This is a genomic window from Bacillus sp. 7705b, from assembly GCF_002289525.1.
GTDB lineage: Bacteria > Bacillota > Bacilli > Bacillales > Bacillaceae > Bacillus > Bacillus halotolerans.
The window spans coordinates 1-14,852 of sequence record NZ_NSDH01000028.1 but is presented as its reverse complement, the minus strand read 5'-3'; the positions used below and the strand labels follow the sequence as shown (position 1 = coordinate 14,852).

13 protein-coding genes are annotated in these 14,852 nt (G+C 42.8%); all 13 read right to left on the bottom strand.

Going from position 1 to position 14,852, the window contains the following annotated elements; translation table 11 throughout:
* Positions 1-360 precede the first annotated feature (360 nt).
* The gene (gene codY, locus CJU60_RS11295) at positions 361-1,140 is read right to left on the bottom strand and encodes a GTP-sensing pleiotropic transcriptional regulator CodY (RefSeq protein WP_003220850.1); all 780 of its coding nucleotides are present in this window, start codon (positions 1,138-1,140) and stop codon (positions 361-363) included.
* 38 nt (positions 1,141-1,178) lie between these two features.
* The gene (gene hslU, locus CJU60_RS11290; RefSeq protein WP_044155901.1) at positions 1,179-2,582 is read right to left on the bottom strand and encodes an ATP-dependent protease ATPase subunit HslU; all 1,404 of its coding nucleotides are present in this window, start codon (positions 2,580-2,582) and stop codon (positions 1,179-1,181) included.
* A gap of 16 nt (positions 2,583-2,598) precedes the next feature.
* Positions 2,599-3,144: an ATP-dependent protease subunit ClpQ gene (clpQ, locus tag CJU60_RS11285; RefSeq protein ID WP_014663962.1), complete on the bottom strand. Its 546-nt coding sequence runs from the start codon at positions 3,142-3,144 to the stop codon at positions 2,599-2,601.
* Between the two features lie 12 nt (positions 3,145-3,156).
* On the bottom strand, positions 3,157-4,071 hold the full coding sequence (gene xerC / locus CJU60_RS11280) for a tyrosine recombinase XerC (RefSeq protein WP_024121392.1): 915 nt from the start codon (positions 4,069-4,071) through the stop codon (positions 3,157-3,159).
* Between the two features lie 67 nt (positions 4,072-4,138).
* Positions 4,139-5,446, bottom strand: a complete 1,308-nt coding sequence (gene trmFO, locus CJU60_RS11275) for an FADH(2)-oxidizing methylenetetrahydrofolate--tRNA-(uracil(54)-C(5))-methyltransferase TrmFO (RefSeq protein WP_024121391.1) — start codon at positions 5,444-5,446, stop codon at positions 4,139-4,141.
* 75 nt (positions 5,447-5,521) lie between these two features.
* Complete coding sequence (topA, locus tag CJU60_RS11270) at positions 5,522-7,597, bottom strand: type I DNA topoisomerase (RefSeq protein ID WP_044155905.1); 2,076 nt, start codon at positions 7,595-7,597, stop codon at positions 5,522-5,524.
* Positions 7,598-7,787: 190 nt separating this feature from the next.
* On the bottom strand, positions 7,788-8,687 hold the full coding sequence (gene dprA, locus CJU60_RS11265) for a DNA-processing protein DprA (RefSeq protein WP_095713834.1): 900 nt from the start codon (positions 8,685-8,687) through the stop codon (positions 7,788-7,790).
* 60 nt (positions 8,688-8,747) lie between these two features.
* The gene (gene sucD / locus CJU60_RS11260) at positions 8,748-9,650 is read right to left on the bottom strand and encodes a succinate--CoA ligase subunit alpha (protein WP_024121388.1); all 903 of its coding nucleotides are present in this window, start codon (positions 9,648-9,650) and stop codon (positions 8,748-8,750) included.
* Between the two features lie 28 nt (positions 9,651-9,678).
* Positions 9,679-10,836, bottom strand: coding sequence for an ADP-forming succinate--CoA ligase subunit beta (gene sucC, locus CJU60_RS11255; protein ID WP_003238568.1), 1,158 nt, complete (start codon positions 10,834-10,836; stop codon positions 9,679-9,681).
* Between the two features lie 173 nt (positions 10,837-11,009).
* Positions 11,010-11,291, bottom strand: a complete 282-nt coding sequence (locus CJU60_RS11250; protein WP_095713833.1) for a FlhB-like flagellar biosynthesis protein — start codon at positions 11,289-11,291, stop codon at positions 11,010-11,012.
* Positions 11,288-13,018: a hypothetical protein gene (locus CJU60_RS11245; RefSeq protein ID WP_095713832.1), complete on the bottom strand. Its 1,731-nt coding sequence runs from the start codon at positions 13,016-13,018 to the stop codon at positions 11,288-11,290. The genes CJU60_RS11250 and CJU60_RS11245 overlap by 4 nt, the downstream gene beginning before the upstream one ends.
* Before the next feature lie 28 nt (positions 13,019-13,046).
* Entirely contained in the window at positions 13,047-13,814 is a 768-nt protein-coding gene (locus tag CJU60_RS11240) for a ribonuclease HII (RefSeq protein WP_095713831.1), read from the bottom strand.
* A gap of 70 nt (positions 13,815-13,884) precedes the next feature.
* Positions 13,885-14,733, bottom strand: coding sequence for a ribosome biogenesis GTPase YlqF (gene ylqF, locus CJU60_RS11235; protein WP_010334231.1), 849 nt, complete (start codon positions 14,731-14,733; stop codon positions 13,885-13,887).
* Between the last annotated feature and the right edge of the window lie 119 nt (positions 14,734-14,852).

Sequence of the window (14,852 nt, the reverse complement as noted above, 5' to 3'; positions counted from 1 at the left end):
AGTTTTTTTCACCCTCAATATCCTTGTCGAGATTTGTAAAACCATATGCTTATTGTAAGAAATAACAGGCATAAAGTCTATGAAGTTCGTGTAAAAAAATGTCCTCATATATATCTATTTTACAACTAGGTACATAGTCCTAGATTATTTGAACTACGTTTTTTACATTGATATAAGGCTGAAAATAGCTGAATTTCTGTATTTTCCCCATTTATTTCGTCATTTTTCTGTTTTTATGAAGCAAATAATAAACTTTATTAAAATTATTACAAAGAAAGACTTTTCGCCCAGGAAATAAAGCTTATTGATTTCCTTTATTTGAATAAAAAAAGAACCCCTTTTAAGAGGTTCTTCTATTCATTAATGGGATTTCAGATTTTCTAATTCAATCAGGAATTTGTTGTTGAGCACTTTAATATAAGTACCCTTCATTCCTAATGATCTTGACTCAATTACACCGGCGCTTTCAAGCTTTCTGAGTGCGTTAACAATAACTGAGCGGGTAATGCCGACACGGTCTGCAATCTTACTTGCAACAAGGAGACCTTCGTTTCCGTCAAGCTCTTCAAAGATGTGTTCAATTGCTTCAAGCTCACTATAAGAAAGAGAGCTGATTGCCATTTGTACGACTGCTTTGCTTCTTGCTTCTTCTTCAATTTCTTCTGCTTTTTCTCTCAGAATTTCCATTCCGACAACTGTAGCGCCGTATTCAGCAAGTATTAAATCATCATCATTAAATTGATCCTGTAAACGTGAAAGAATGAGAGTACCTAATCTTTCTCCGCCTCCGATGATCGGCACAATTGTTGTTAAACCAGCTTGGAACAAGTCTCTGTTTTCAACAGGGAAAGCAGTATACTCACTGTTGATATCCAGGTTAGAAGATGTTTCAGGGACGTTGAACAGATTCTTCGTATATTCCTCTGGGAATTGGCGATCTTCAAGCATTTTTTTCATACGGTCATTTTCAATTTGCTGGTTGATAGAGTAACCGAGCAGTTTTCCTCTGCGGCTCACAACGAAAATATTGGAATCAATTACATCCCGAAGCGTTTCCGCCATTTCTTTAAAGTTAACCGGTTTCCCTGCCGCAGCTTGCAGCATGGAGTTAATAATTCTTGTTTTTTGTAATAAAGCCATGATAAATGATCCTCCTAAACATTCCTCTTATTAAATTTTCACAATATAAATTGACTTAAATCTTTGTTTTTAGCTATCGTTCCGAGCTTTTCTTCCACATACTGCGGTGTAATCGTTATTTTCTCCATTGTTACATCCGGAGCTTCAAAAGAGAGATCTTCTAACAGACGTTCGAGTATTGTATGAAGGCGTCTCGCACCGATATTATCTGTTTCCTGGTTCACATGATAGGCGACTTCAGCAATCTTATGAATAGCTTCGTCAGAAAATTCAAGAGATATACCCTCTGTCTGCAATAATGCCTGATATTGTTTCAAGAGCGCGTTATCGGGTTCAACTAAAATTCTCACGAAATCGTCAACCGTCAGTTTGCTCAGTTCTACACGAATTGGAAAACGCCCTTGCAGTTCAGGAATCAGATCAGACGGTTTGGCCATATGAAATGCTCCCGCTGCAATAAACAATACATGGTCTGTTTTAACTGAACCGTATTTAGTGACAACGGTAGAACCCTCAACGATTGGGAGAATATCACGCTGAACACCTTCTCTTGATACATCAGCTGAAGATGACGCGCCACCGTTTTTTGCAATTTTATCAATCTCGTCGATAAAGATAATTCCGCTCTCTTCTGCCCGATGGACAGCTTCCTGGCTGACTTCATCCATATCGATGAGTTTACTTGCCTCTTCATTCGTCAGGACTTTTCTGGCTTCTCTGACTGTCATTTTACGGCGTTTCTTTTTCTTTGGCATCAATCCGCTCAGTGCATCCTGCATATTCATGCCCATCTGCTCCATACCCGAGCCCTGCAGCATGTCAAACATAGAAGGCTGCTGCTCTTCAACTTCTACAGTAACATAGTGGTCTTCGAGCTCTCCTAATGCCAGCTGATGAGCCATGCGTTTTCTTTTTTCTTCAATGTTTGCTTCTTCCTGGCTTTCCGTTTCGTCCTCGCCGTTTGGCTGGCTGCCGCCGAAAAACATTTCAAACGGGTTTTTAACGCCTGATTGTTTTTTCTTCCCTGGAACTAACAGGCGAACAATGCGTTTGTTTGCATTTTCTTCTGCCTGTTCCTTCACTTCGTTGATTTTTTCTTCCTTTATAAGACGAACAGAAGTTTCCACAAGGTCTCTGACCATTGATTCAACGTCTCTGCCTACATAGCCGACTTCTGTAAATTTTGTTGCTTCAATTTTGATAAATGGCGCACCTGAAAGCTTAGCGATTCGTCTGGCAATTTCAGTTTTCCCTACCCCGGTAGGCCCCATCATTAAAATATTTTTCGGAACGACCTCGTCTTTCAGCTTTTCATCCAGGAGACTTCTTCTATAGCGGTTTCTTAATGCCACGGCGACAGCTTTTTTCGCGTTTTGCTGACCGACGATGTATTGGTCTAACCGATCTACAATCTGTCTTGGTGTTAACGGTTTTTTTTCCATGCGCCTCAAGTCCTTTCTATTCAAGCTCTTCCAGTATGATTTGATCGTTCGTGTATACACAAATTTCGCCCGCTGTTTCCAGCGCAGCTCTAGCAATCTCACTTGCAGTCATGCTCTCCCCGGCATGCTTTTTCAGCGCTCTTCCGGCTGCCAAAGCGTAATTGCCGCCTGATCCAATTGCCAGAATGCCGTCATCCGGCTCGATAACCTCACCAGTTCCCGATACGAGAAGCAAGGTATCTTGATTCATAACGATCAGCATGGCTTCAAGCTTTCTAAGCACTTTGTCGCTTCGCCATTCCTTTGCAAGCTCAACAGCAGCCCGTTTTAAGTTGCCATTATATTCTTCAAGTTTCGCTTCGAACTTTTCGAATAGAGTGAAAGCGTCTGCAACAGATCCCGCAAATCCTGCGAGAACCTTGCCGTTAAACAGTTTTCTTACTTTTCTCGCAGTATGTTTCATTACAACAGCCTGACCAAATGTAACTTGACCGTCTCCGGACATTGCGCTTCGTCCCTTATGCTGTACTGCAAAGATTGTGGTCGCATGAAAAGATGACATAAAGGGCCTCCTTTAATTTTTCTTAAAAGCTCTTGGATGGTGAGACATATATGTGTTTCTCAACATTTCCTTCGAAACGTGCGTGTATATCTGTGTCGAAGACAGATTGGAATGCCCGAGCAGTTCTTGAACGCTCCTCAAATCTGCTCCTTCGTTTAATAGATGAGTGGCGAACGTATGTCGAAGCATATGCGGATGGATATGTAAAGTGCCGGACGCTTTTTTGACAAGCCCGCTTAAAATGTGCCTAATGCCTCGAGCTGTAAGCGGTCCGCCTCTTTGATTCACGAATAATAGATCATGAGGTTCTTTTGCTTTTTTCAGCAAGCACTGTCTTCCACTATTCATATATAACTTCAACGCTTCGCGGGCGTAAGACCCAAAAGGGATATAACGCTGCTTCTTGCCTTTCCCGTGAACAAGCACTGTATCCATAAATAAATCAAGATCATGAACACTTATGGAAGAGCATTCACTGACCCTCATTCCGGTGGCATAGAGAAGCTCTAATAGCGCTTGATCCCTCATGCCGGTCGGCTGGCTTATATCTGAAACTTCAAACAGTTCCTCAAGCTCTTTTTGATATAGAAACTTCGGTATCCGTTTCTCTTGTTTCGGCAGATGAACAAGCTGGAACGGATTATCATCAATTAGCTTTTCTCGCATCAGAAATTTGTAAAAGCTTCTCAATGCAGAAATTTTTTTGCTGATTGTTCTTCTCGATAAACCCTTTTCATAGGCTTCCGTCAAAAAAATTCTAGTATCTTGATATGCAACTTCTTCAAATCCATTTATACCTTGAACGCGCAGGAAAGTCTCGAATTCTTCAATTGAATCCACATAATTCACAATAGTATATTGTGAATAATTTTTTTCAATTTGTAAATATTCAACGAATAACTTTACGAAATTCTTAACATTCTCCATGCCAAATACCTCCCCAGGAAGGGCTTTTAAATGGTATCACAAATCGCGATCAAGTTGCAATCAATACCTATATTGTTTTCGAAATTGTTTGAATTGTCTCGATCGCCCGATTTGCGTACTGTTCATTACGCTCTTTTTTATTTTTAATTTTAACAGGCAAATCTTTCAAAAGCCCAAAGTTTGCATTCATCGGCTGGAAGTTCTTCTGGTTTGTTGTTGTAATATAGTGAGCCATACTGCCTATTGCTGTTTCCTGAGGAAAAGTGACAAGCTCTTCTCCTAAAACAAGTTTAGCCGCATTAATACCTGCTACAAGCCCAGAAGCAGCCGATTCCACATATCCTTCTACTCCCGTCATTTGTCCTGCGAAGAACAAATCGTTCCGTTTTTTAAATTGGTAAGTCGGCTTTAACAAGCTTGGAGAATTAATGAATGTATTTCTGTGCATAACACCGTATCTGACGATTTCCACATTTTCAAGTCCGGGAATCAATTTGAGGACTTCCTTTTGGTCTCCCCATTTTAAATGAGTTTGGAATCCTACAATATTATAGAGAGTTCCCGCCGCATCATCCTGTCTGAGCTGAACGACTGCATATGGACGTTTTCCGGTAACAGGATGCTCTAATCCCACTGGCTTCATCGGTCCGAAAAGCATTGTTTTCTTTCCTCGTTTTGCCATTACTTCAATCGGCATGCACCCCTCAAAGAAAATCTCTTTTTCAAACTCTTTTAACGGCACAGTTTCCGCTGATGTCAAAGCTTCATGAAAACGGTCAAACTCTTCTTCTGTCATCGGACAGTTTAGATAAGCCGCTTCTCCTTTGTCATAACGGGATTTCAAATACACTTTATCCATATCAAGGCTGTCTTTCTCTACGATAGGCGCAGCTGCATCATAGAAGTATAAATAGTCCTCTCCAGTAAGCTCTTTTAACTGTGCAGACAATGATTCTGAAGTTAACGGACCAGTTGCGATAATCGTTGGTCCTTCAGGTATTTCTGTTACTTCTTCATTAACGACGGTAACATTGGGATGGTTTTTCACCCGGTTTGTCACACTTGCCGCAAATTCATGCCGGTCTACCGCGAGTGCGCCGCCGGCAGGCACTGAGCATTCGTCAGCCGCAGCAATAATTGCTGAATCAAGCGCACGCATTTCTTCTTTTAGTACACCTACAGCGTTAGCAAGTGTATTGGAGCGTAAAGAGTTGCTGCATACCAGTTCTGCAAATTTATCAGTATGATGGGCAGGCGTCTGTTTGACTGGGCGCATTTCATATAATCTGACTTGAATCCCCCGTTTGGCAAGCTGCCACGCCGCTTCACTGCCTGCGAGTCCGGCTCCGATTACATTCACTGTTTGTTGGTTCATCTTTCACATCTCCTAGTTTATTATTCATTGCTTTCTTTTAACACACAAAGAAGGTGAGCAAGACCCTGCTCACCGCTACTTCTGTGGTTCTTCCTTATAATCGCATTCCACGCATTGGACTTGTATGCCTTTTTTGAGCTTTTTCTCAACAAGCATTTTTCCGCATTTCGGACATTTTCGTTCAATTGGTTTGTCCCAGGAAACGAATTCACAGTCCGGATAACGGTCACAGCCGTAAAAAACCCGTTTCTTTTTCGATTTTCGCTCAACAATATTTCCTTCTCCGCAGCTCGGACACTTCACACCGATTTGTTTGACAATCGGCTTTGTATTCCGGCAATCGGGGAAATTGGAGCAAGCTAAGAATTTACCGTATCGGCCCATTTTATATACCATAGGAGAACTGCATAATTCACAATCTTCTCCGGCATATTCTGGTTCTATTTCAACTTCCTTCATTTCTGATTCGGCTTTTTTCACGCGCTTTTCAAAATCGGTATAGAAGTTATCAATAATCTGTACCCATTCTATATTGCCTTCCTCAACATTATCAAGGTCTTTTTCCATTTTTGCCGTAAACTCAACGTTTATGATTTCAGGGAAAAATTCCATGATCAGCTCAAGCACGATCTGCCCTAATTCTGTGGGAACAAACCGTTTATTATCCAGACCAACGTACCCGCGCCGCTGAATCGTATCAAGCGTCGGAGCATAAGTGGAAGGACGGCCGATCCCGAGTTCTTCAAGCGTTTTAACCAAACGGGCCTCAGTATAGCGCGGAGGCGGCTGGGTAAAATGCTGTTCCGGTTCTATGTCCTTAGATAAAACAGTGTCTCCCTCTTGCAAGTCAGGCAGCATCCGGTCTTTTTCTTCCAATTGATCGTCTTTGCCTTCAACATACACTTTCATAAAGCCGGAAAACTTGACTTTACTTCCGTTTGCACGAAAAGTCAAACCGTTGTTTGTCAAATCAACACTCATTGTATCTAAAACAGCAGATGCCATTTGGCTGGCAACAAAGCGCTCCCAAATTAATTTATACAGTCTCAGCTGATCTCTGCCAAGGACTGCTTTTAATTCGCTTGGTTTTCTGAGAACCGACGTCGGACGGATCGCTTCGTGGGCATCCTGAGCATTTTCATTCTTTTTAGCGGGCTTTCTTTTGCCGCCTAAGTACTCTTTTCCGTACGTTTGATCAATAAACGCTGCCGCTTCATCAACCGCTGTATTGGAAATACGTGTTGAATCCGTTCTCATATACGTGATCAGACCGACAGTTCCTTCTTTTCCAAGATCAATTCCTTCATATAATTGCTGCGCAATCATCATCGTTTTCTTCGCTCTGAAATTGAGCTTACGCGCTGCTTCCTGCTGAAGGGTGGAAGTTGTAAATGGCAAGGCCGGATTACGTTTACGTTCCTTTTTAGTTACTTTTTCAACTGTATACTTATTGCCTTTGAGCTGAGAAAGTATGTCCTTTACATCCGCTTCACTCTTTAAAGGAAGTTTTTTGCCGTTTTTACCGAAAAAGCCCGCTTCAAACGTCTCCTGTCCTTTTAAGAACGTGCCGTCTATTGTCCAATATTCCTCTGGCTTAAAGTCGTTAATTTCCTTTTCACGATCAATAATTAAACGGAGGGCAACAGATTGAACACGGCCAGCGCTGAGTCCTTTTTTGACTTTTTTCCAAAGGATTGGGCTGATTTTATATCCGACGAGCCTGTCTAATATACGTCTCGCCTGCTGTGCATCCACCAAATCCATATTGATCATGCGGGGATGCTTAAATGATTCTTTAATTGCATCTTTCGTAATTTCGTTAAACACAACACGGCAGTCTGAATGAAGATCTAAATCAAGGCTGTGGGCCAAGTGCCATGCAATCGCTTCCCCTTCTCTGTCGGGGTCGGCTGCGAGATAAACTTTTTTAGCTTTTTTGGCAGCCGTTTTCAGCTCTTTTAGTACCGGACCTTTACCTCGAATGGTTATATATTTCGGTTCGAAATTTTGTTCTATGTCAACTCCCATTTGACTTTTTGGAAGATCCCGGACATGTCCCATTGATGCTTTCACTTTATATTTTTTACCTAAGTAACGTTCAATCGTTTTCGCCTTAGCGGGCGATTCCACGATGACTAGATAATCAGACATTTTCATCCCCCTCAAGAGGTGTTCTCTCTCTTCAAGTATTTCAAATTTTATTTTATATTTGCAGCTGTCTTTATTTGGCTTTCAACATTTCATTCTTTATGATGAACGTCATTATTTAAATACAAAACAATATGCAACTTTAAATCCTCACTATTATTAAATATTACAACGCTGTTTGTCAAACGATAATTCAAAAGGGTTCCGTATATTGAACGTTTTTCTCCGGAAGCTCTGCATAAATATCCTCTGCTGACCATATGGCTTTAGCCCCCTCTTGAATCAATTTTATAGGACCTCCGGCGTAAGGATCAAATACAGAACCGGGTACGGCAAATACTTCTCTCCCTTGTTCTAGCGCTTGGTATGCGGTAATCAAAGAACCGCTTTTTTCTTTGCCCTGCACAACAATAATGCCCTCACTTAACCCGCTGATGATACGGTTTCTCATAGGGAAATGCCATTTTTGGGGTTTGGTTTCAGGTGGATGCTCTGACAGAACAAGATGGTGTTTAGCCATGTGTTCTGCTAATTGAAGATTTTCTCGAGGATAAATGTTCTGAAATCCGCCTGCGATGACTCCGATTGTCCGCCCCTTCGCCTTAATACTTGCAGCATGGGACAATCCGTCAATCCCAGACGCCAGCCCGCTGACAATCACCCACTTTTTATGGCAAAGCTCTATTGTAAGATGATTGACAACCCGGATTCCATAGGCTGTCGGATGTCTCGTACCTACAATTCCTATTTTTCTCCCTTGAGAAAGAAGGGATATATCACCTTTTGCAAACAGCACGGGAGGCGGATCATAAATGGTTTTCAGCCAGAATGGATATTGATCTGAGGATATTGGGATGACTTTAATGCCTTGCTGTTGATATACAGAGAGTAAATGCTGAAGTTTTGGATATTGTTCTTCTATTTTATTTTTTAGTGCCGCAGCCCTTACTTTGCCGCGTGAAGCTGTTTCTAATGCACATGAAGGATTTGACAGTGACATTGACGGATCAGCTTTCCACCATTTTAATAGAAGAGACGGGGATAGTAATTGGTTGATTCTGCAAGTGATTAAACAGGCAGCGGCCTGATCCAATATGAGAACCTCCTTTTAACAGCAAAAGCAGGAACAGCCAAGATGGCTGTCCCTTCTCTATTAATGAGTTTTGCACGTTTCAAATAAATTCTTTTCTTTCAACACTTTAATTAATGTTTCTCCCATGACAGAAGGTGTCTCTGCAACTTCGATTCCGCATTCATTAAGTGTTTTGATTTTTTCATCAGCCGTGCCTTTTCCGCCGGAAATGATGGCGCCTGCATGCCCCATGCGCTTCCCTGGAGGTGCTGTTTTACCGCCAATGAATCCGACTACCGGTTTTGTCATGTTGGCTTTTACCCACTCAGCAGCTTCCTCTTCAGCTGTGCCGCCGATTTCGCCGATCATGATGACAGCGTGTGTTTCAGGATCTTCGTTAAACGCTTTTAAAACGTCAATGAAGTTGGTTCCATTTACAGGATCGCCGCCGATTCCAACGGCTGTAGACTGTCCTACACCCGCTTCTGACAGCTGATGCACTGCTTCGTATGTTAATGTTCCTGAACGCGATACAACGCCTACATGACCCTTTTTATGGATATATCCGGGCATAATGCCGATTTTACATTCATCAGGCGTGATGACGCCAGGACAGTTCGGTCCTATTAATCTCGTTTTCTTGCCTTCCATGAAGCGTTTCACTTTTACCATATCTAAAACCGGGATATGCTCTGTAATGCAAATGACCAGATCAAGCTCCGCATCTACCGCTTCCATAATTGCATCAGCTGCAAACGGTGCCGGAACATAGATAACAGACGCATTTGCGCCAGTCGTATGAACTGCATCAGCCACTGTATTAAATACAGGTACCCCTTCCACTTCTGTTCCGCCTTTTCCAGGTGTCACACCGCCCACGATATTTGTGCCGTATTCAAGCATCTGCTTCGTATGGAATAAAGCGGTAGAACCTGTAATCCCTTGTACAATAACTCTTGTATCTTTATTGATAAAAACACTCATTATTTGGTCCCCTGCCTTTCATTCTTTCCTATACTAAAGATACGATTTTCTGCGCGCCGTCAGCCATGGATTCCGCAGATGTAATATTTAATCCTGATTCACTAAGGATCTTCTTCCCTAGATCCACGTTTGTTCCTTCAAGACGGACGACAAGCGGCAATGTTAAACCGACTTGTCTTGTCGCTTCAACAACCCCTTCTGCGATGACATCACATTTCATAATGCCTCCGAAAATGTTGACGAAAATCCCTTTAACATTTTGATCAGAAAGAATGATTTTAAATGCTTCCGTGACTTTTTCTGCGGTTGCGCCGCCCCCGACATCAAGGAAGTTGGCCGGTTCTCCTCCATAATGTTTAATGATATCCATCGTGGACATTGCTAGTCCAGCGCCGTTTACCATGCATCCGATATTTCCATCAAGGGAAATGTAGCTCAGATCGTATTTAGACGCTTCAATTTCTTTTGGATCTTCTTCGTCCAAATCTCTGTATTCCATAATATCTTTTTGTCTGTATAATGCGTTGCTGTCAAAATTTAATTTCGCATCAAGCGCCATCACATTCCCGTCTCCAGTTACAACGAGAGGATTGATTTCGGCGATTGAGCAGTCTTTCTCAACAAACGCTTTGTATAGTCCAAGCATAAATTTAGCAGCTTTCCCCACAAGCTCTTTTGGAATATTGATAGCGAATGCAATTTCTCTAGCTTGATAGCCTTGGAGGCCAACAGCCGGATCAATGACAGCCTTTTTGATTTTTTCCGGTGTTTTCTCTGCTACTTCTTCAATTTCTGTTCCGCCTTCTTCGGAGGCCATCAGAACAATTCTTGAAGTGGCACGGTCAAGCACTAACCCCACATAGTATTCCTTTTTAATATCGCAGCCTTCTTCAATAAGTAAGCGTTTTATTACTTGCCCGTCCGGACCTGTCTGATGCGTAACGAGGGTCTTACCTAAAAGTTCTTCGGCATACGCTTTTACTTCGTCTAATGATTTTGCTATTTTTACCCCACCAGCTTTGCCTCGACCGCCAGCATGAATTTGAGCCTTTACGACATAAACCGAGCTGGATAAGCTCTTTGCTTTTTCAACTGCTTCTTCTGCTGTAAAAGCCACTTTACCTTCAGGAACAGATACCCCATATTTTCTGAGGACTTCTTTTCCCTGGTACTCATGGATATTCATTTCCCATCCTCCTAACTTATGTAACAAAACTAAAAATAGACTGCGCTTTCATTCTATATAATACTGGAAGAATTGTCTAGAGTTCGATGCAAAATCTTAAAATCCTTCTAAACATTCAAACTTTTATTTTATTAAAAACATAAATTTCAAGCGGAGAATGGGGAATATTTTAGCTATTTTTTATTTTTTACACTTTCGTCCAATCTGTAAATGAAAGAAAAAATCTCGGCTACCGTTTCATAAAGTGCTTCCGGGATCTGGTCATCCACAGTCAAATGGCGCATTAATTCGACAAGGGTCCGATCTTCTTGGATCGGGACCCCCGCCTTTTTAGCTTCTTTGATAATGTTGTCAGCAACATGGCCCTTCCCGGTTGCAATTACTCTTGGCGCCTTGTCTATTTTTTCGTCATAATGGAGAGCTATGGCTTTTCTTAAAGGCGTTTGCTCGTTCATATTTTCACATCCACTCCCTGATCACTGATGCTTGTTATGTATTGATCAATTGTAGCCTTTTCATCAGATTGAAGGCGTTTTTTAGCGTTAACTCCTGAAAGACTGTAGCCCATTTCTTTGAGCGATTGCTTGAGGGCGGGCACCATCGGATCGATTGCCGGCTGAAGTTCAAAGTCCGTCTCAATTGTAATCGTCATGACTTGCTGCTGTATCAGGCAGTCAACAACTGTTTCTTTTAACGTATCTAATTGCAGTAAAAACAAGAGCCGACAATGGGAAGGATCGAGCTTTCCATCCGCTTCTTTTTGTCCTTTAAACAGAACAGTCATGTCCTGAACCCCCGATTTTGAAAACATCGGAAATGACATCACAATTTGGCTGTAGGAAGGATGATCCTGCTGCATGAGAAGCTGACCGTTTAATTTATGGAAGAGCTGATCCGCTTCCTGTTTGACAGGTTCCGCTAACTCATGTGACGCTCTGGCAGCATGAAGAGCCATCTTAACTGATTGAATATCATCGGGCAGCACTGCGGCACCTTGTTCAATCGCTTTAATAAAAGCAAGCTCATCTCGAGCGCCTATTGCCATTTTCACTTTGGATAAGAAGGAAAGAACATCTGCCTTATCCGCCAAATTAGGAGCTGTCTGCTGAACAGCCTTTAAAAACACTTCTGCTTCTTGATCCGTGACTTGCGCGGCCTGCAAAGCAGATGCTGCTGACTCAGGCTTATTTTGACTAGAGGAAACAACAGCCTTTATCCAATTCGCTGCTTCTTTTACGATTGGATTGCCGTTTTTATCCGCAGCTTCCGTCAGTGTGGCCAGCAGCCTTCTTGCCTCTTTCATTGGAATGTCTGAGACAGTTTTAGCGGCACCGTCTCGTGTGTTTCGCTGCTGCTCCTGCGGGTTTGCAGGCGCCCAGTCTGCCTTTCCTGCGGAGCCGTCTGCTGCGCTAAGCTCCCGGTTTCCAGCTGTACTGACTGAAGAGGCAGATCTGTTATGATCCGTTAACGAGATAAGCTTCTCGATAAGACGTTCTGCATGGACATCTGTTTCGCTATTAAAAAGTGCCGTAACGGCTTCTTTTAGCTTTGTCAGCGCCTGACTCGGCTGAGGATTTTGATGAATAGCCTGAATCAGCTGAGATAAGTGCTGATGGAGCGGTACAGGCGATTTGACAGCATGAACTCCGCTCAAAACATCGGGGTGAACGGGGAGATCCCGCTTTAAGGCAAATAAAACTGTTTCGATGGCTTTTTTTGTGTCTGTCGCAGGCAGCGTGTCCATCCAGCGGACGGCTGTTTTGATATCATTTTCTGTGATGGGTGTTTTGCTTTTCAGCATTGCGCCTGCCAGCATAAGGGATGCGTTTGACGGCTTCACTGAAATAGCGTTCAGAAGCTTGCCCGCTGCATCCTGAATGGTTTTGGGATTTTGGTCAAAGCTTTGAACAACCTGGAGACGGCCTGTCTGTTCCGCTGGTTTTTTTTCGTAGGAAAACCAGTAATACGCCTGAGGGCGAAGCTGGGTTTCAAGTTTGCCTTGAATCGTTTGATTCCCTACTTGGATCAGTGCATGCTGGTCCCCTAATAAACGAAGCACTTTTCCTAAAAGGAGACGCTTTACGGTATTTGATTCGTCGGTTGTATTTGATGTTTCCTGCGGAGCTGCAGTGTTTCCAAAAAGGTTTTTGAGCGCCTGCTGTACATCATTTCGTATGTTCATTTCAAAAGGTGCCTCCTTGTCCATTAGATTATCTGTAAGATTGAACAGGAGCGAAAGTTTTCCGGTGCAAGTCGGTCGGTCCATAAGCTGCGAGCGCTTCAATATGCTCTTTTGTCCCATAGCCTTTATTTTTTTCAAAGCCGTACTGCGGATATTTTTCGGCATATGCGCTCATCATCCGGTCTCTCGTTACTTTCGCAATACACGCACCTGCTGCGATAGACACGCTTTTGGCATCACCTTTTATAATTGAAGACTGAGACGTATCGAGCGGCAGTGTCATCGCGTCAACGAGCAAATAATCGGGTGTATCGGACAAATCGCGGATTGCTTCGACCATTGCCAATTTTGAGGCTTCATAAATATTGATCTCATCAATAACAGCTGCTTCTACAATTCCTATGCCGACTGCCACAGCTTCTTTCATAATGAGATCGTAATATTCCTCACGCTTTTTTTCTGTAAGCTTTTTTGAGTCTGTGAGCCCAAGTATTTCGCATTCCTCAGGAAGGATGACTGCGCTGGCGACAACCGGCCCTGCCAATGGGCCCCGGCCTACTTCGTCTACTCCTGCAATAAAACGAAACCCCTTGTTTCTCGCAAGCCTTTCATAGGAGGTCATATTCACCCACTGTTCTTTTAGCGCTTTTTCCTTTGCGTTCTTTTTCAGCCATTGCTCTACAAGCGCTTGTACGCTTTTTCTCGGATCATTTTCACACTGGGCAAGAAATGGGTCCTGGTCATCTCTTACCTCTTGCAGACGGTCTCTAATGTCTTTTACGGTTAATGTATTCACTTTCTCTTCTCCCTTACTGTATGTATCGGTCCTGTCAGGAAAAAATAAAGACCCGCATTTCTGCGCGTCTTTACATCGTCGGCTGTTCGAATGACAGCCTCCCGAACTTTTCTGTGCGGATATCACGAATGATCACTTCAGTCGTTTTATCGTAGTTAATAAGCCCACCGCTCATGAGGCAGCCGCGTTTTTCACCTATTGCATCAAACAGCTCCGCGATGTCTTCGGGTATCTCATCGAGCCCGTAGCGTTCTTTAAGCCGTTCAGGATAATGTTCTTCGAGAAAACGGAGGCCAAACACGGCAACATCCTGAAGATTGATAATCGAGTCTTTAATAGCCCCTGTGACTGCCAGCCTCAATCCGACAAGCTCGTCCTCAAATTTAGGCCATAAAATCCCCGGAGTGTCTAAAAGCTCTAATTCTTTTCCGACTTTGACCCATTGCTGAGATGTTGTGATACCCGGTCTGTCTCCGGTTTTCGCAATGTTTTTCTTTGCCAGCCGGTTGATAAGCGTTGATTTTCCGACGTTCGGAATGCCGATGATCAGCGCCCGGATCGCTCTTGGCTTTACACCTTTTGCTCTCATCCGGTCAAATTTCTCCTGCAGGATATCTTTCGAAGCCGGAACGATTTGATTTAACCCTTGGCCGTTTACAGAATTAATGGACAGAGAGCGGATTCCTTGGTTCTCAAAGTGCTCTTTCCACTGCTGTGTGACTGCCGCATCTGCTTTGTCAGCTTTATTTAACAGCATAATTCTCGGCTTATTTTTCAAGATGTCTTCAATCATTGGGTTTCTTGATGACATCGGGATTCTGGCATCTACCAGTTCATATACAATATCGATTAATTTTAATTTTTCGGTTACTTCCCGTCTTGCCTTTGCCATATGGCCAGGGAACCATTGGATTGTCATGTGACACGAACACCGCCTTTATCTTCTAAGTGTGCAAGATTCTTAGTTGTTCTTTATGTATTTTACGATGCCTGACCGGCATTTTCAAATTCTGTATAAAAAAAGAGCTTGTTACTGGT

What these genes read in the sequence shown, in the direction of transcription:
- codY (WP_003220850.1), bottom strand. Translation starts at nt 1,140, where the DNA reads ATGGCTTTATTACAAAAAACAAGAATTATTAACTCCATGCTGCAAGCT.
- hslU (WP_044155901.1), bottom strand. Translation starts at nt 2,582, where the DNA reads ATGGAAAAAAAACCGTTAACACCAAGACAGATTGTAGATCGGTTAGAC.
- clpQ (WP_014663962.1), bottom strand. Translation starts at nt 3,144, where the DNA reads ATGTCATCTTTTCATGCGACCACAATCTTTGCAGTACAGCATAAGGGA.
- xerC (WP_024121392.1), bottom strand. Translation starts at nt 4,071, where the DNA reads ATGGAGAATGTTAAGAATTTCGTAAAGTTATTCGTTGAATATTTACAA.
- trmFO (WP_024121391.1), bottom strand. Translation starts at nt 5,446, where the DNA reads ATGAACCAACAAACAGTGAATGTAATCGGAGCCGGACTCGCAGGCAGT.
- topA (WP_044155905.1), bottom strand. Translation starts at nt 7,597, where the DNA reads ATGTCTGATTATCTAGTCATCGTGGAATCGCCCGCTAAGGCGAAAACG.
- sucD (WP_024121388.1), bottom strand. Translation starts at nt 9,650, where the DNA reads ATGAGTGTTTTTATCAATAAAGATACAAGAGTTATTGTACAAGGGATT.
- sucC (WP_003238568.1), bottom strand. Translation starts at nt 10,836, where the DNA reads ATGAATATCCATGAGTACCAGGGAAAAGAAGTCCTCAGAAAATATGGG.
- CJU60_RS11250 (WP_095713833.1), bottom strand. Translation starts at nt 11,291, where the DNA reads ATGAACGAGCAAACGCCTTTAAGAAAAGCCATAGCTCTCCATTATGAC.
- CJU60_RS11245 (WP_095713832.1), bottom strand. Translation starts at nt 13,018, where the DNA reads ATGAACATACGAAATGATGTACAGCAGGCGCTCAAAAACCTTTTTGGA.
- ylqF (WP_010334231.1), bottom strand. Translation starts at nt 14,733, where the DNA reads ATGACAATCCAATGGTTCCCTGGCCATATGGCAAAGGCAAGACGGGAA.